The organism is Mucilaginibacter rigui, from assembly GCF_014773275.1.
GTDB classification, from domain to species: domain Bacteria; phylum Bacteroidota; class Bacteroidia; order Sphingobacteriales; family Sphingobacteriaceae; genus Mucilaginibacter; species Mucilaginibacter rigui_A.
Map to the genome: position 1 here is coordinate 35,149 of NZ_JACWMW010000002.1, position 17,766 is coordinate 52,914.

A 17,766-nucleotide genomic window follows, 5' to 3' on the forward strand; every position below is an offset into this window, starting at 1 on the left:
TGTTGGGGCCGGAATCAGCACACCTTTGACCTTATAAAGCTCAGAGATAAAACGATCTGGTAAAGCAAGCATACAATACCGTTAGAAGAAAGATCTTTTTTCTAATCATTAGACTAAATATGCCCGTTCTATCTTCTGATGCCACTTCCGATCACCTGGCCATATTGTAGCATCTCGAGTTTCATATCTCCATTGGGTAATTCCGTAAACTTCAGTACCCCATCTGCGCCGCCCTGCCTGACCCCCTGAAACTCATTGGCGGAAACTGGAAAAAAACGCATATCCCATTTCACTTTGCTGGAATTGTGTACCAGATACCCATCCAGAACGGCGAGCTGTTGCACCTCGTTCTTGTCCTTTTCGTCCACGTACTCACCTGCAAATTTTTTGATATTGTTGCCCGAAAGCTGGATCATGGGCCGGTATTCTACCGCCAATGGTTTACCGTCCAGTATCTGGTTGATAGTTTCGAAAGGGTAAGCCCCCAATTTGAAGTTTTGTAAGGTGATGATTGAGCGATCCTTTACAGCATTATGGTAAATGAACGTCGCGTAACCATCCCAGCTTCCTGTATGACCATAAGAGAACTTTCCGTTACCTTTTGAAACATCCAGTCCAAAACCATAAGGAATATTTTTACCCGTTGTTGTTTTACTGACAGCGGTCATCAGCTCAAATTCTTCTTTGGTGAAAAGTGTGTTCCGATCAAGCGCGACCAGCCATTTGTTAATGTCAATTGCCGTAGAATTTACTTTTGCGTTACCGACGATCCCATCTAGGTAATAGACCATGCTGTCGCCATACCTGGCATTTTCAGAGGTGACCCGGTCAAAAGAATTTTTTGCCCAGACGTATCCGATGGCATGATTCCTCAACTTGCGGGGTCGTAGCCTCCGGTTGTACACAAATGTCTGCTGCATATGCAGCGGTTTAAATAGCCTTTCCTTGAGATACTCTGCATATGTTTTCTGTGCAACCCGCTCTATAATACTGGCTAACAAAGCATAATTAGTATTGTTGTAGCGATGCCTGCTACCTGGTTTGAATTCCAACGTATCACCACGTTGTGCGTAGAACCGGATCAGATCGTCGTTAGTAGCAATCTTATGATGATCCCAGCTTTTGGGCATGTCTACCAAATACTCGGGCAGTCCGCTGGTATGACGGAGCAGATCGTAAATGGTGACCTCTTGCCAGAAGCTTAACTCAGGAATATACTTCGACAATTTGTCTTCATAATTTAGTAAGCCATCGCGATGTAGTAACACGATCGCCGCGGCCGTAAATTGTTTGGAACAGGATGCCAGTTCATAAGAGGTTGTTTTATTATTTACTTGTCTTGAGGCAGTGTCACGATAACCGAAGCCTTTATGGTAGATGATTTTTCCTTTTTCTGAGATCAGCACAGTTCCGTTGAATTGGTTCTGCCGGTTCATCATAGAAAAAACGCTGTCCAGTTTTTTTTGTTGTCTGCTGTCTTGGCTAAACGCCGCATTGTTGAGTAAGAGGATAATAAATAAAGATAAGCTTAACTTCATATGATGTGGTTGTATGTTACTTACAAGTCGTTTTTCTATGTAAAATGTTGCACCCCTTTATTTAATAATAAAGTTATCGCGTATAATTATATTATCAGTAAAAAAAGAGAACAAGGCCATTAAAGTGTTTTTTGGAGATCTTGACCTAAGCAACTTTAAATACGAATTCAAGGTAAGCCGGGATAATCGGCTTATTGATGGTTCAATATCTATCGTCTCAAAAAAAGATCTGAAGGAACCAATTTTAAAAATACTTAATGACCGGTAGAAAAAATACAACGTGGGTATTGAACGGGTTTATGCAGATACTACAATCAATAGATAGGAAACCCCGGATAGAATTCTTCAACTAGCGTGTTCAAATTTTCAGGGTAATTATGTATACAACATTTTTCCATCGTCAATATAAAATTTAATTGCGGTGCAATCCCTTTAGAGAGTGTATTCGTAGGTGAAGATATATGCTTAAAAAAATATAAAAAATAGTGCCGGTCTCCCGGCTAAAGTCCGGTAAGAACTGCTTATTTTGAATTTTCCTGCGGATTTCTAAATTAAAATTGGCCTCAAATTCAGCATTAATGCGATCATTTCTTATCCAAAAAACTAGTAAACAAATACTTTTGCAATTTACAGCAGATATATAAATTATGCTTTACTTGCTCATTTTTGCATTTAATACTTCAAGAAAATTAGGGTATAGATCATCAATCTTTTGATTCGAATTTGCAATTTTCGCTTCTTCAAGACTTGATGTAAAGACTTCCATTTTTGGAAAGCCGCGTGCTCCCATGATTTGAATCACACTGCGTTTTATTTCCTCGTATATTTTTTTATCATAATTCTCCTGACAATACAATAAGAAAACCCCAAATGTCATGTATTCATTAAATACGTTTACCGGAGTCGGATAGGCGTAGATCCCGTCTGTTTTTTCATTGACCCAGTCTGCCCTATTTTTAAATAAACTATCAATTTTTATTTTATTTTCCTCAGTTGGCAGACCTACGTAATTGTGGTCGATTTCAGTAAACATCACCCTGGTATTGAAAAGCTCATTTTCCTGTTTTGACATCTTTTCATTGTGATCCAGCGGTGGAAGAACCATCAGTATTTGTACAAATCCTTTGTCACGAAAACTGGTGGTATAATTGAGTCCGTTGATGAGAGGAGAACAAAGAATAAGATAACTGTTGATCTTGGTTTTAAAATTTTTTTCGAGCCATTCCCATTGTCTATTCACATTAGCACCGTTTTCATAATCTGATATGAGGCTGGCGTAATAATTCCTCTGTTCCCTATAAAATTTTTGGAATTGTGCTTTCTTTGCAAATGCCTCGATCTCTTTTTTGTAGGTAGTTACCGGGTTCGTGCTGATTTTTGCATTGGCCACTCCCATAGCCGTAAAAATATAATTATCATTTTTTTTCAAAATGTTACCCGATAGATCATAGCACATGGCATTACCCGTTATAAAAATGTAATTATACGCTGAAACATTTAACAAAGAGTCAAAAGTTTTGATGATAGGTTCATTTTCATAAGGCTTAAAATGCTTCAGTACATCTTTGTAATACTGCGTGTTTTGATCGAACATATCATCGTTTCCACGGCCATATGGCGTTATCGCAAGCATAATGTGCAAAAGTTCCTTCAATTGGGGGATTTCAACGTGAAGTTTACCATTATTAGCTTTTTGGAAACTTGGGGTAAAATTGACCTTCTCCTGTGCAGTCGATCCTAGCATGCATGTTGCGAAAAGAATAAAAAGTATAAGTTTTTTCAAGGGAATTTTAAATTGTAGTTTTTAAATAGTGATTGTCATTAGTTTTAATGGGTAAAGTTATAACAAGTTACAAAATATCACAAGAAAGAGATATATTGCCTGGATGTATTGTCTCGTTAGGCAGCGGAACAGTATGCATGCGTCTGACTCAGCAAAAAAGACTTTCGAAACTTCAAGAACAATAAGATGGTGAAAAGCGGGTATAATGTAATAACGACCAAAGGTTTTGCCATGACATCACCATGAAAGCCATCTTTTAAAATATTAACGACTATAAATAATAGAAATAACAATGGGCATCCGGAAAATGTCAACCATGACAAAAGGCGATTGTCACGTATTGTCTTTACATTGTTCAAAAAAATCGTAAAAGAACAAACCACCATTACGACGAGATAAATGAATGAAAATCCCAGATTTATAGCAATATCAAGAATATCTAAAACTGTCGCTGATAGGCCATCTCCCCTTTTGGTAGTCTCGGCAATAAGAATGCGGTAAGCTACGTACACTACTATTATTAGCAATAAATTTATTTTCCAATATTTAGATATGATTTCTCTGATATTTGTTGTATAATCAGCCAAAATAAAGCGCTTATGGATTTGCTATTCAGTTAAATTGGATTAGTTTATCTTCAGGCAGGTCATACTCATAGACTTTGTCATATTCGTCATCAATATAAAGCCACTGGACAATATTGCTGCCATTTTCACCTACCGGCGCTATACCTATAACCCTATAATCTTGACCACCCCTATTTTTCTTTTCAATTGAATAGGTCAGTTCATCCCGGTTTTTAATGGCGTTTCTTAACAGAGGATTCTTAGTTTGTGTCAAAAAATATTCAACTATTAAGTAAACTTTATTAAGATAGGATTTTGCTAACTCTTCGTCAGTAGGCCAGGTGTACTTTAATTTTTTACCGTATGTTTTTCTAAATATAGATACCGGTCCATCCCCCGTCTTTTTAATGTCTAACAGTATCTGCGCCGGCATTTTTGAATCATTATCGCCGGGAACGGTAACTGTGCTATCTTTCCACCTAATCTGTATCAGATCCCCCTTATTTACATTTCTGGCCGTATCTGTGTCGTTGATAAAATAAAAGATAGTACTGCCTTTTCTAGCGTATATTTGAAAATAATCACCATCATCCAAATATTCAACAAACGTCATTTGGTCAACATATTCGCGATCTTTAAAGGGCTTTTTTCTTTCGGCAGGCGATTTAATTGCGCTATTTGATTGTATTTTTTTGGGGGGAGCTTTGGAAGTTTTTGATTGGCAGCTTAGCAATGTGCTTGCTGTGATTAATATGATGATACTTAGTTTATTCATATCATTATTTTAAGAGTGAATCTTTAAGCTTACATAAAACTTCATCCATCAAAAGATTTTGTAAAGATAAACATTCTAAATATATCACATCCGAGAGACATTATTTATGAAAATCCACGAAGTAAGTACTATTAAAATATCGTCAGGATTAGTTTACGAAGAACGAAAGCTGGGCTGTAAAACCATAATTGTTAACGGAAGATGTAGCGTAAAGCTATGCTGATGACTTTGATTTGGTCACCTTCAGATTTCAAATAAAAATTATCTATTGCGCGACCCATAAAGCAAAAACGCCGATTTCTTGTAGGAAATCAGCGTTTTATGTAGCCCGTAGGGGAATCGAACCCCTGTTTCTAGAATGAAAATCTAACGTCCTAACCCCTAGACGAACGGGCCATTTCTTGGTAACAAAATCAGTTATTTTAGATTTCGTTCCCCTTATTTTGGGATTGCAAAGATATACGTTTCCAGATAAATTAAAAATAAATTTTAAGATTTTTTTTCTGTAAGGTTTTTTATCCCCTGCTTACTAACCATTATGCCACATCAATTAAGAATATGGCAAACAAAAAACTTGTTCGGCTATTTATAATTCCGATACTTATAAAGTACCTTTATATAAAACACTTAACCTTATGAAAGCTATTTGGAACAACCAGGTTATTGCCGAAAGCAATGATACTGTTGTAGTAGAGCGAAACCATTATTTCCCGAAAGATAGTGTTAACCCTATTTTTTTACAGGATAGCCCTACCCACACTACCTGCCCGTGGAAAGGCTTAGCATCATATTACACACTTGAGGTTGATGGGAAGCAAAACCCGGATGCAGCGTGGTATTATCCGGCGCCCAAACCCGAAGCCGCCCATATTACAAATTACATAGCCTTTTGGAAAGGTGTGCAAATTACCGAATGATGAAAGAATACGATTGTATAGTAATAGGATCCGGCCAGGCAGGCACGCCCTTAGCCAAAAAACTTGCCGGGGCCGGTAAAAAAACCTTACTGGTAGAGAAGCGCTTTATAGGTGGCACCTGTGTAAACGATGGTTGCACACCTACCAAAACCATGGTGGCCAGCGCGCGCGTGGCTTACCTGGCAAGCCGTTGTAACGAAATGGGCGTAACCATAAAAGGTTACAAGGTTGATATGCGCCAGATAAAAAAGCATAAGGACGATATCGTGCTTAAATCTCGTAATGGCGGGCAGGCGGCTGTTGAGAAAACCAAAAATCTCGATCTGCTTTTTGGAGATGCTACTTTCATCGATAAAAAAACCATCAGTGTACAGCCCGAAAAAGGCAAGACTAAAGAATTTAAGGCCGAACTAATTTTTATCAACACCGGCGCTAAGACTATTATCCCTGATGATATTGAGGGACTGGACGAAATAGATTACCTAACCTCTACCACCATCCTCGACCTTGAAAAAGTGCCGGAGCACTTGCTTATTATCGGTGGTAATTATATCGGGCTCGAGTTTGGGCAAATGTTCCGCAGGTTTGGCAGCAAGGTAACGATACTCGAAAAATCAGCGCGACTGCTATCCCGCGAGGACGAAGATATCTCTGCCGAGATCACAAAGATCTTAGAACAGGAGGATATCATCATTCATAGCAATGCCAAAACAACCAAATTCAAACAGAAAGCAAAAGGTAAAATAACTGCTACAGTTAGTGTTAACGGTAAAGAGCAAAAAATAAAATGCAGCCATGTGCTCATAGCTATTGGTCGCGCGCCGCAAACAGACACGCTGGGGTTAGATAAAACCGGCGTAAAGATGGACGAGAAAGGTAATATCAAAGTAAACGGCAAGCTGGAAACCAACGTAAAGGGTATTTATGCCCTTGGCGATGTAAAAGGCGGCCCGGCATTTACGCATATCTCTTATAACGATTATACCATTGTTTACCGCAACCTGATAGAAAAACAAAACCTGAATATCAATAACAGGCCCATCCCCTACTGTATGTTTACCGATCCCGAACTTGGCCGTGTGGGTATCACCGAGGCGCAGGCTAAAGAGCAGGGACTAAATTACAAGGTAGCAACACTGCCCATGGAACATGTTGCCCGCGCCATTGAAACCGGCGATACACGCGGCATGATGAAAGCCGTGGTTGACCCCAAAACCAAAAAGATCTTAGGCGCGGCCATTGTAGGGACCGAAGGCGGCGAGATCATGTCGGTTTTACAAATGGCTATGGAGGGCGGTATCACTTACGACAGGATCCGTTATTGCGTGTTCGCGCACCCAACCTACTCCGAATCGTTAAACAACCTGTTTATGGGTTTAGAGGATTAAGCCCGCTATGATAAAAATTGATCGCCTTGTAAAAACCTTCGGCGCCACAAAAGCGGTTGACGGGATCTCCTTTGAGGTGAACGAGGGCGAAAACATGGTGCTTTTAGGCACCAGCGGCTGTGGTAAAACAACCACCCTGAAAATGCTTAACCGTTTGATAGAACCCGATAGCGGTACAATTTCTATCAACGGGGAAAACATTATGGAACAGCCGCCGGAGTTATTGCGCCGTGGTATTGGCTACGTGTTGCAAAATAACGGCTTATTCCCTCACTATACCGTTGCCGAAAACATTGCCATTGTACCAAACTTGTTAAAATGGGATAAGGCCAAAACCCAAAAACGTATCGAGGAACTATTAGGCAAGCTGCATCTCGATAAAAAATACCTAAACGTTTATCCTAACGAGCTAAGCGGCGGTCAGCAGCAACGTATTGGGCTGGCAAGAGCTTTAGTGGCCGACCCGCCGGTGTTGCTGATGGACGAACCATTCGGCGCGCTGGATAATGTTACACGTTCAAAAATTCACCGGGAGTTTTTAGCGTTGGACGAATTGAAACGTAAAACCATCATTATGGTTACCCACGATGTGCAGGAGGCCTTTGAACTGGCCGACCGTATAGCGCTAATGGATAAAGGAAAAATTGTGCAGATAGGGTCGCCATCCGATCTGTTATTTAACCCTAAAAGCGCTTTTGTGCGCGATTTCCTGAAAGAGCAGCACCTGCAACTGGAGTTTAAAACTATTACCTTAAATGATATCTGGCAACATCTGCCACCCGCTGCCGGGGATAAAAACACCCATCACCTACCTGCTGAAGCGGGTGTATGGGATGTGTTAGAGAAATTTAAATTCTCCCCGAAAGAACACTTGGATATAATTAATAAACAAAACAAAGAGGTTAAATCCATCACGTTTGATGAGTTAATGGCTGCATTTTCAAAGTATAAAAACCACCAGGCACATGAATGAGCATCAGCAAACCCTGTGGGAATTTATGCAGCAACAAGCCGATAAGCTTGGCGTACAAACCATGCAGCACATCGGGCTTACATTTATATCGTTGTTTATTGCCGTTTTGGTGGGCTTGCCTTTGGGTATCTACATCACCCGTAAAAAACAACTTTCGGGTATTGTGCTGGGCATCGCGGGCATTCTGCAAACCATCCCAAGTATTGCTCTCCTTGGTTTTATGATACCTGTTTTGGGCATCGGCGCAAAGCCTGCTATTGTAGCTTTGCTGCTTTATGCTCTGCTACCCATCATCCGCAATACTTACACGGGTATCACCGGGGTTGATGGGGCTGTTAAAGAAGCCGCTGTGGCCATGGGCATGAACAAGTGGCAGGTATTATTTAAAGTTGAATTGCCCCTGGCTATGCCGGTAATTTTGGCCGGTATCCGTACGGCAACGGTTATCAACGTGGGGGTAGCAACCCTGGCATCATATATAGCAGCGGGCGGCCTGGGCGAGTTTATCTTCGGAGGTATCTCCCTCAATAATACCAATATGATACTGGCGGGTGCTATCCCGGCGGCAATACTGGCTATCCTGTTCGATTTCCTGCTATCGCGACTGCAAAAGCTCAACTTTAAAAAGATAAAAGGCGCGGTTAGGTTTGCACCTGCATTGCTAATATTACTATCAGGTCTGTACTTCATTCCATCGGCCTATGGCAGCAAGCTTACCGCCGGTTTTACGCCCGAATTTATGGGGCGGCAGGATGGCAACCTCGGCCTCATCAGCAAATACGGTTTAAAGATCCACACCATTGTGATAAATGACGCGGTGATGTATAAGGCCGCGCAGGAGAAAGAACTTGACGTGATCAGCGGATATTCTACAGATGGACGTTTGAAAGCTTACAATCTGATAGTGCTGGATGATGATAAAAAGATCTTCCCGCCTTATTATGCAGCGCCCATTGTACGCGGGGATGCCCTGCGGAAATTCCCCGAACTGGAAAAAACATTGAACCTGTTAGCCGGCACAATTACTGACTCGGTAATGACCGAACTAAACTATAAAACCGATTACCTTCACCAAACGCCGGAGCGGGTAGCAAAAGATTTCCTGCTATCCAAAAAGCTATACAAACCCGAGCGTGGGGGCCATGATGCTGTGGTGCGCATCGGCTCAAAAATATTTGGTGAGCAGTATATTTTAGCCAGCATGTACACCATGTTGATAAAAGGCTACACCAACTATGATGTAGCGACCAAAACCGGCTTAGGCGGCACCAAAATAGTTTTTGATGCCATGACTAACGACCAGATAGACGTTTACCCGGAATACACCGGCACCGGCCTGCTGGCCATATTACAGGCCCCGCCGCAAACGGTAACCCGGCTGCAGGTGAGCAAGGATAGTACCTACAATTACGTGCAGGCCGAGTTTAAAAAACGGTATAATATTAAATGGTTAAAACCAATTGGCTTTAATAATGCGTATGCATTAATGATGCGCGAGCAGCAGGCAAAAGAACTCAACATAAAAACAATTTCGAACCTTAAACGCTATTTAGATAGCAAGTAATACCAATGGACATAGCCGACTGTTATATAAAAGTACGCCACCGCACCGAAGCAATTTGCGAACCCCTGCAAATTGAGGATTATGTAGTACAACCTGTGGTTGATGTTAGTCCGCCTAAGTGGCATATAGGGCACACCACCTGGTTTTTCGAAACTTTTATCCTGAAACCTTACTTCGCCGAATACCAGGAATTCGACCCAAACTATAACTACGTTTTTAACAGCTATTACGAAACCGTTGGCAACCGCGTTATCCGTACCGACAGGGGTAACCTGAGCCGGCCAACCGTTATCGATATAAAACGTTACCGCAAGTATGTAGATGATGCCATGCTAAACTTTATTACCTGCGGCGATATCAGCGACGACGTAAAAGAACTATTGATCCTTGGCTTTAACCACGAGGAGCAGCACCAGGAACTTTTACTAACCGATATTAAATACATACTGGGTAATAACCCATTGTTCCCGGCGTATTCAAAAGATTATGCGGCTCCAAAATCGCACAAAACAGGTGCGCCTTTTATTAAACTGAATGAGGGCATTTACGAGATTGGTTTTGAAGGCGAGGGTTTCTCTTTCGACAATGAGTTAAACCGTCATAAGGTTTACCTGAATGCCTTTGAGATAAGCCCCGACCTGGTGACCAACGCAGAATATTTAGAGTTTATAAACGCAGGTGGCTACCACGATTTCCGCCACTGGCATGCCGCCGGCTGGGATTGGGTAAACAACAACAAGGCAGAAGCCCCAATGTACTGGCATAATATAGACGGTGAATGGCATAACTATACCTACCACGGCTTACAGCCTGTACATATGCATGATGCGGTTACCCATATCAGCTATTACGAAGCTTATGCTTACGCCTCATGGAAAGGCATGCGCCTGCCAACCGAGTTTGAATGGGAGGCCGCAGCAAAACAATTTAACTGGGGCCTGCGCTGGGAATGGACAGAAAGCGCCTACCTGCCCTACCCCGGTTTTGCCAAAGCGCCCGGCGCCATTGGTGAATACAACGGCAAATTTATGGTAGGCCAGAAGGTTTTGCGCGGGGCATCAGAAGTAACATCACCAAACCATAGCCGCATAACTTACCGCAACTTTTTTCAGCCGGAACTACGCTGGCAATTTACTGGCATACGTCTTGCTAAATAATAAAATCATTAGAATCAAGATATTTAGAGTCAGGAATCAAGACAGAAATTGCATATCAATAAAAATAAAGAGTCCTGAATCTTATTTCTTGATTTCCTGATCCTATAAAAAATATATACCTATGGCTTCTACCACCACAGCAACACAACAAACAAACAGCGTACTTACCGATGAGCAGTTTTATAAGGACGTTGTAACCGGTTTAACATCCACGCCCAAACACCTGGATTCGAAATACTTTTATGATGCCCAGGGCGACAGGATCTTCCAGGAGCTGATGGGCTGCGAAGAGTACTATCCCACCAATTGCGAGATGGAGATCTTCACCAGTCAAACCGCCGAAATTTGTAAGGCTATTATTGCCGGTGGCGATGCATTCGACCTGATTGAGCTGGGTGCCGGCGATGCCACAAAATCGACCCAATTATTAAAGTACCTTATAGATAATAAAGCCGATTTTACCTACCTGCCGATAGATATCTCGGAGAATGTGATATCGTACTTAAATATTACCCTGCCCGTTACCCTGCCCGGCATCAACATTACCGGCCTTAACGGCGAATATTTTGATATGCTGAAGAAAGCGGCATCAATCTCCAATAAACGCAAAGTGGTGATGTTCCTGGGATCCAACGTGGGTAATATGCCTGTTGATGTGGCCCGGAGCTTTTGCCACGAATTGCGTAACAATCTGTCCGAAGGTGATATGGTACTGATCGGTATCGACCTGAAGAAAAACCCAAAGACCGTTTTAGCCGCCTATAATGATAGCGAAGGCATTACCAAGCGTTTTAACATTAACCTGCTGGAACGTATAAACCGCGAGCTTGGCGGCGATTTTAATACCCGCCAGTTTGACCACTACGCCTCTTACAACCCCGAAACCGGTGCCTGTAAAAGCTACCTGATAAGCCTTGCCGACCAGAAAGTAAAAATTGGCGATGTAACTATCAGCTTTTTGAAGGACGAATACATTGATATGGAGATCTCTCAAAAATACGCTTTAGAGCAAACCCATGAGCTGGCAGCACAGGCCGGTTTTAAGCCGATGTCTGAGTTTTTTGACAGCAAAAAATGGTTTGTTGACGCCATTTGGACTGCGGAGTGAATTGAGGCGTTTACGGTCGTTTAAAGGGCGAAAAAAACCTTTTTAAAGTCGCTTTTATCCGATAGAAATCCGGCAAAAGCGGTAGTTTGATTTTACTTTTGCACCTACTGTAATTAAACCTATATTTATTAAAAATATAAAACCTAATGACAGCATCATCAATTGTAGCCTACCTGCTGGTATTCTTCATCATCATTGTAGTACTATCATCATTTGTAACCGTTAAACAGGGTACCATTGCCGTAGTAACCGTATTTGGTAAATACCGCCGCATATTAACGCCGGGGCTAAACTTTAAAATTCCGCTTGTAGAGCAGATCTACTCTAAAATATCTATCCAGAACCGCTCTGTGGAGCTGGAGTTCCAGGCTGTAACGTACGATCAGGCCAACGTATACTTCAAGGCCATGCTGCTGTATTCGGTGTTAGACCAATCTGAAGAAAGCATCAAAAATGTAGCCTTCAAGTTTGTAGATGAACGTAACCTGATGCAGGCGCTCATACGCACAGTAGAGGGTTCTATCCGCGCATTTGTGGCCACCAAACGCCAAAGCGAAGTATTGATACTTCGCCGCGACATTGTGGAACACGTAAAAGAGCAACTGGACGCCATACTGGAAGGCTGGGGCTACCACCTGCAGGACCTGCAACTGAACGACATTACCTTTGATGATATCATCATGAAATCGATGAGCCAGGTGGTGGCATCAAACAACCTTAAGGCTGCTGCTGAGAACGAAGGCCAGGCCTTATTGATCACCAAAACCAAAGCTGCCGAAGCCGAGGGTAATGCTATCAAGATCTCGGCCGAGGCCGAGCGCCAGGCTGCACAGCTGCGTGGCCAGGGCATCGCGTTGTTCCGCGAGGAGGTGGCCAAGGGTATGACGGTTGCCGCCAAAGAGATGCAAAATGCGGATATGGACACCTCTGTTATCCTTTTCACCATGTGGACAGAATCTATCAAACATTTCGCCGAAAACTCGAAAGGCAATGTTATTTTCCTGGATGGCTCTACCGAGGGCATGCAGCACACCATGAAAGAAATGATGGCTTTAAACCATTTGCATAGCGAGGCAGTCAAAAAGTAAAGTTTCACTTTACAAACTGGCTACATGATATTAAAATACTTGCGCGTTATTTGCGCTATTGCATTGCTATGCTCCGTGTTAAGCCCGGTTTCGGCACAACCGCACAGGCTGCTAACGGTTAACGATTTCCAGGGCACGCCGCGGGTAAATGGGCGCGGGGTTATTGCATACACCAATTGCACTATCAATTTTACATATCAGGCCAGCCGTAACGATGGTAATTATATTTTGCATGCCAATGTGCGCCTGTATATGAACAACTATAAATCATGGATGGATAGATCTCGCATTACCGGCGCCGATCAGTTAGCCGAAGTTTTAAAACACGAGCAGGGGCACTATACTATTGCCTATTTAGAGCAGCAGGAAGTTTTAAGGGCTATTGAGCGCACCCGTTTTACCTACAACTACAATGCCGAAGCAATGGCTATATTTAACCGTATTGATGCCAAATACAAACAGCTAAACCAGGATTACGACGAGGATACCGAACATATGACCAACCGGCAGCAACAACACAGCTGGGACATTTATTTTGCTAAACGCCTGCAATTTATACCGCAGGAGAATGCGAGCCTTTAGTGAATTAGTGGCTGAAGCACCATCCGCTAATTTAAAGTATGCCATAGCTAGCCTGTCGAACCATTTGCCAGCTGCCAATTATTCCCGTACTTTTGAAACAATATGCCAACCGGTAAAAATTTATATTTCGCTTCTGATTTTCATTTGGGTGCCGTTGGGTACGCTTCATCCCGCGAGCGGGAAGACCGCATTATCCGCTGGTTGGATATGATCAAAGATGATGTTGCCGAACTATTTTTGATGGGCGATGTATTTGATTTTTGGTTTGAATACAAAACGGTGGTACCTAAAGGATACATCCGCTTTTTAGGCAAGCTGGCCCAGCTAACCGATGCAGGCGTAAAGCTATACCTGTTTAAGGGCAACCACGATATGTGGATGTTTGACTACTTTGTACGGGAGTTGAACGCTACCATCGTCACCAACGAACTGGAGATGGAGCGTGGCGGTAAAAAATTTTACCTGCACCATGGCGATGGCCTTGGCCCCGGCGATCAGTTTTATAAATTCCTGAAAAAGTTTTTCCGCAGTAAAGCCTGCCAATGGTTATTTGCCAGGCTACACCCCAATTTAGGCGTGGGTATTGCCAATGCATGGTCGCGGCAAAGCCGGATTGCGGGTATCAAGGATACAGAAAAGATCAAGCACCAGCAGGAGTGGCTGGAAGCCTACTCTTTAGAAGTATTAAAAAGCCGGCACTTTGATTATTTTGTTTTTGGCCACAGGCACCTGCCTTTAGACATCTCGCTACCCGATAACAGCCGTTATGTAAACCTTGGCGAATGGGTAAATTACAATACCTATGCCGTTTTTGACGGAGTAAATTTAGAGCTGAAGTGGTTTGAAAAGGAGAAAGAATAACGAACGTTGAATTTTGAAAACACTGGCCTAAGTTTTCAACTTACACCAAAAAAAGCAACGATAAGCATGACACTGTTAAGCTGAAAGCTTAACTCATTTTTGGTCGAAGCTTTCAGCTTCGACCAGGCTGCGCAATAATAATAACAAAAATGGCCGCCTTAAAGGCAGCCATTTTTGTTATTGAATTTTGGTTTCTTTAACCTCTACCGGGATAGGCTCCGGCTCTTGCGCGGTTTTAAATTCTTTAATGCCTCTGCCAAGCCCCTTCATCATTTCGGGTATTTTTTTACCGCCAAACAATACTAAAATGGCAATGATGATCAATATAATTTCTGGTGCTCCCATAATAATTTTTTTAAATGATAGATACTGTAATTACGGTTAATATACAACAATGGTTTTATACACCATGTACTAAAGAACGTTTATTTTGTTATTACAGTATTATTTAATTGAATACTGGGCTAAGTTTCCAACTTAGCCCAAAAACAAGGCAAGCTTTAAGCTTGCGAAACAATGAAGCAGGGCATTATTTGTAATCATTCGTACAAACAAAATCTCTTTACAATAGGCTGAATTTATTATGTGCCGATAAATGCGTATTTTTGCATGTTTTTTGCAGTGCAATAACAAACGCTAAACCCGATTGTAACATAAAGCTTTGTGTGATGGATTAGCGGGCAGGCAAAGCTTGCCGTGAAAAGCGGGGCTGCAGTACCCATAAACACTGCAATTGATTTTCAAATAAGAAGATGTTAGAGAAATTAGAATTAATATTTCAACGCTGGAAAACCGTAGAAGGCGAATTAAGCAGCCCTGAAGCCATGGCTGATATGAAGCGTTTTGCGCAGTTGAACAAGGAATATAAAGACCTTGCCAAGATTGTTGACGAGTATAATGTTTACAAGAACATTATGAGCAACATTGAAAGCAATAAAGAAATTTTAGCTACCGAGAAGGACGAAGAGTTTCGCGAGATGGCTAAAGCCGAATTAGATGAGTTATTGGTAAAACAGGATGAAATGGAAGAAGCTATCCGTTTGATGCTAATACCAAAAGACCCTGAGGATTCTAAAAATGCTATTATTGAGATACGTGGCGGTACGGGAGGTGATGAGGCTGCGCTTTTTGCAGGCGACCTTTACCGTATGTACATGCGTTATTGCGAGCGCCGTGGCTGGAAAACCGAACTGGTTGATTATACCGAAGGTACCGCCGGCGGTTATAAAGAGATTGTGTTTAACGTAAACGCCGAGGATGCTTACGGTAACTTTAAGTATGAAAGCGGCGTGCACCGTGTACAGCGCGTGCCCGATACCGAAACCCAGGGCCGTGTGCACACATCAGCCGCATCGGTAGTGGTACTGCCCGAGGTTGATGAGTTTGATATTGACCTGCAGGTAAGTGATATCCGCAAGGATCTGTTCTGTGCATCTGGTCCGGGTGGCCAGTCGGTGAATACCACCTATTCTGCCGTACGTTTAACGCACATCCCTACAGGTATAGTAGCACAGTGCCAGGATCAAAAATCGCAGTTAAAAAACTATGATAAAGCTTTAGGCGTGCTACGTTCGCGTGTTTACGAAATGGAGCTGCAAAAGCACCTTGAAGAAACATCTAAAAAGCGTAAAACAATGGTTGCCACCGGCGACAGGAGCGCTAAGGTACGTACCTATAACTATCCGCAAGGCCGCTTAACCGAGCACCGCATAGGGTTAACCATCTATAATTTAACCGGTGTTATGAACGGCGATTTGCAGGAAATTATGGAAGCCCTGCAATTTGCAGAGAACGCTGAAAGGTTAAAAGAAGGTACCGCAGCCTAAAAAATTATTATAATTATAAAATTTAAAGCACCTATATGGTGCTTTTTTCATTTATAGAAACCCGCATTTCATGCCAATTTCATAATGCCCCACTATTTTAGCGTTTGTGGAGTTGCGTTTACATATTATGTTACGTAATTGTAAATACAACAACTTAACTGTTTATAACGCTATTACTTATGCTGGCAGTAAAAAATTTAACAGGCGCTTCAACCATTTTTAACCGCGAGGTTCGTTTAATGGGCAACAGGTTCGAGATCAGTTTAGTAGCTAACGACCATATTTGGGCGCTGGCACGTATTGATAGCGCTATTAGCGAAATAAACCGGGTTGAAAAATTGTTAAGCACGTTTAATGAAGACAGCTCTATAAATGCCATTAACCGCAATGCGGGTGTGCAGCCCGTACGCGTAGATGCAGAAACCTTCAGGATAATTGACAGGGCTATACAAATATCATCTCTTACCGATGGCTCATTTGATATTACCTACAACGCGGTGAATACTGATGCCGACGATATGTACCCCCCAGTTGCTATTGCCCCTGCTAAAAAGTTAAAAAAGAAAATAATCCTTACCAACTATACCAATGTTGTACTAAACTTTGACGCACAAACCGTTTTTCTTAAAAACAAAGGTATGCGTATAGGTTTTGGCGCCATAAGCCGCGGTTATGCCGCCGACAGGGCAAAATATATACTACAAATGGAAGGTGTTAGCAGCGGTGTTATTAACGCCGGTGGCGACCTGCTTACCTGGGGGCTGCAGCCCGACAATACCCCATGGACCATTGCCACTGCCGATCCCTCACAGGCTAACCAGCCTTATGCTGCGGTAAATATCAGCAACATGGCGGTTGCTACCTCTTACAATACAGAAAAATATACCAGCATCAATAACATTAAAGCTAAAACCGATATTAACCCCGAGAACGGTTTTCCGGTTAGTAAAATTGAAAGCGTAAGCGTTATTACACCCGGTGCCGAACTTGCCGATGCCATGGCCACCCCTATTATTGCCATGGGCGTAAACGCCGGTTTATATTTAATAAATAAGCTTAACCAAATAGCGTGCATTATTGTTGATGACCATGCACGTGTATACACATCAAAAAATATAAGTGTGATGATGTAAGCCCAATGCTTACCTTTACCATAAACCTATTATAAAATATTTTAACGCGCTAAATAAACAGGGATAAAGCCCCGTGTATTTAGCGCATTTTTACATACAATAATTTAATACACCTATACGCGGTTGCCTGCGTATCTTTGCAATATTAAAGTGTTTCTCCCCTTCAAATGATAAAGTGGTTTTTGTATATTGTACTTTTACTGATATTCGCACCACGCTTGTCATACGCTAAAAGCAGTGCACGCTTTCACAGTAATCTTTTTCATGCTCACAGTACTGTATCATTTATCACAATTAATTCGTTACAACATGATACAACTTTAACAAAAGGCAAACAAAAGCAATCAGAAGAAGACAAAAAGAAAATCAAGGAGGTTGCCAAGGCCAAAAAACAGCCGAAGCCCGAAAAGATAGAAACTGTTGACCCGGCAAAACCAAAACCTAAACGGCAGCGCAGGCCCGAAGGGTTGGAAAGGCCACCCGAAATACCAAGGAGAAACGACTAAT

Annotated in this window: 16 protein-coding genes and 1 tRNA gene; 12 read left to right on the forward strand and 5 right to left on the reverse strand. The window is 42.2% G+C overall.

The features are described from left to right. Positions 1 to 128 precede the first annotated feature (128 nt). From IDJ75_RS07130 to IDJ75_RS07145, 4 genes are all read right to left on the reverse strand, one after another. Positions 129 to 1,538, reverse strand: coding sequence for a serine hydrolase domain-containing protein (locus tag IDJ75_RS07130; protein WP_191174949.1), 1,410 nt, complete (start codon positions 1,536 to 1,538; stop codon positions 129 to 131). A 652-nt stretch (positions 1,539 to 2,190) separates the two neighbouring features. Next, positions 2,191 to 3,321 (reverse strand): DUF4932 domain-containing protein, encoded by a 1,131-nt coding sequence (locus tag IDJ75_RS07135; RefSeq protein ID WP_191174950.1) that lies wholly within the window; start codon positions 3,319 to 3,321, stop codon positions 2,191 to 2,193. Positions 3,322 to 3,933: 612 nt separating this feature from the next. After that, a complete protein-coding gene (locus IDJ75_RS07140; RefSeq protein WP_191174951.1) occupies positions 3,934 to 4,662 on the reverse strand; it encodes a hypothetical protein in 729 nt (242 codons plus the stop codon). A 324-nt stretch (positions 4,663 to 4,986) separates the two neighbouring features. Continuing rightward, a tRNA-Glu gene (locus IDJ75_RS07145) sits at positions 4,987 to 5,058 on the reverse strand. A gap of 239 nt (positions 5,059 to 5,297) precedes the next feature. On the opposite strand from IDJ75_RS07145, the gene IDJ75_RS07150 reads away from it, so the two are divergent. The 9 genes from IDJ75_RS07150 to IDJ75_RS07190 all read left to right on the forward strand — a co-directional run bounded on the left by IDJ75_RS07150 (position 5,298) and on the right by IDJ75_RS07190 (position 14,300). After that, entirely contained in the window at positions 5,298 to 5,579 is a 282-nt protein-coding gene (locus tag IDJ75_RS07150) for a DUF427 domain-containing protein (RefSeq protein WP_191174952.1), read from the forward strand. After that, positions 5,576 to 6,967, forward strand: coding sequence for a dihydrolipoyl dehydrogenase (gene lpdA, locus IDJ75_RS07155; RefSeq protein WP_317173748.1), 1,392 nt, complete (start codon positions 5,576 to 5,578; stop codon positions 6,965 to 6,967). The genes IDJ75_RS07150 and lpdA overlap by 4 nt, the downstream gene beginning before the upstream one ends. Before the next feature lie 7 nt (positions 6,968 to 6,974). Then, on the forward strand, positions 6,975 to 7,940 hold the full coding sequence (locus IDJ75_RS07160; RefSeq protein ID WP_191174953.1) for an ABC transporter ATP-binding protein: 966 nt from the start codon (positions 6,975 to 6,977) through the stop codon (positions 7,938 to 7,940). Next, positions 7,933 to 9,504 carry an ABC transporter permease/substrate-binding protein gene (locus IDJ75_RS07165; RefSeq protein WP_191174954.1) on the forward strand — a complete coding sequence of 524 codons (1,572 nt, stop codon included), beginning with the start codon at positions 7,933 to 7,935 and terminating at the stop codon, positions 9,502 to 9,504. Before IDJ75_RS07160 ends, IDJ75_RS07165 begins: the two co-directional genes overlap by 8 nt. 5 nt (positions 9,505 to 9,509) lie before the next feature. Continuing rightward, positions 9,510 to 10,661 carry an ergothioneine biosynthesis protein EgtB gene (egtB, locus tag IDJ75_RS07170; protein WP_191174955.1) on the forward strand — a complete coding sequence of 384 codons (1,152 nt, stop codon included), beginning with the start codon at positions 9,510 to 9,512 and terminating at the stop codon, positions 10,659 to 10,661. Between the two features lie 121 nt (positions 10,662 to 10,782). Continuing rightward, positions 10,783 to 11,769: an L-histidine N(alpha)-methyltransferase gene (locus tag IDJ75_RS07175; protein ID WP_191174956.1), complete on the forward strand. Its 987-nt coding sequence runs from the start codon at positions 10,783 to 10,785 to the stop codon at positions 11,767 to 11,769. Positions 11,770 to 11,915: 146 nt separating this feature from the next. Beyond that, positions 11,916 to 12,857, forward strand: coding sequence for an SPFH domain-containing protein (locus IDJ75_RS07180; RefSeq protein WP_191174957.1), 942 nt, complete (start codon positions 11,916 to 11,918; stop codon positions 12,855 to 12,857). 24 nt (positions 12,858 to 12,881) lie between these two features. Then, on the forward strand, positions 12,882 to 13,439 hold the full coding sequence (locus IDJ75_RS07185; RefSeq protein WP_191174958.1) for a DUF922 domain-containing protein: 558 nt from the start codon (positions 12,882 to 12,884) through the stop codon (positions 13,437 to 13,439). Positions 13,440 to 13,541: 102 nt separating this feature from the next. Beyond that, complete coding sequence (locus tag IDJ75_RS07190; protein ID WP_191174959.1) at positions 13,542 to 14,300, forward strand: UDP-2,3-diacylglucosamine diphosphatase; 759 nt, start codon at positions 13,542 to 13,544, stop codon at positions 14,298 to 14,300. 177 nt (positions 14,301 to 14,477) lie between these two features. Here IDJ75_RS07190 and tatA read toward each other — a convergent pair whose 3' ends face one another. Next, a complete protein-coding gene (gene tatA, locus IDJ75_RS07195; RefSeq protein WP_191174960.1) occupies positions 14,478 to 14,645 on the reverse strand; it encodes a twin-arginine translocase TatA/TatE family subunit in 168 nt (55 codons plus the stop codon). Between the two features lie 407 nt (positions 14,646 to 15,052). On the opposite strand from tatA, the gene prfA reads away from it, so the two are divergent. The 3 genes from prfA to IDJ75_RS07210 all read left to right on the forward strand — a co-directional run bounded on the left by prfA (position 15,053) and on the right by IDJ75_RS07210 (position 17,765). Beyond that, entirely contained in the window at positions 15,053 to 16,126 is a 1,074-nt protein-coding gene (gene prfA / locus IDJ75_RS07200) for a peptide chain release factor 1 (protein WP_191174961.1), read from the forward strand. A 179-nt stretch (positions 16,127 to 16,305) separates the two neighbouring features. Continuing rightward, positions 16,306 to 17,259, forward strand: a complete 954-nt coding sequence (locus IDJ75_RS07205; protein ID WP_191174962.1) for an FAD:protein FMN transferase — start codon at positions 16,306 to 16,308, stop codon at positions 17,257 to 17,259. Positions 17,260 to 17,426: 167 nt separating this feature from the next. After that, entirely contained in the window at positions 17,427 to 17,765 is a 339-nt protein-coding gene (locus tag IDJ75_RS07210) for a hypothetical protein (protein ID WP_191174963.1), read from the forward strand. The last annotated feature ends 1 nt before the right edge of the window (position 17,766 follow it).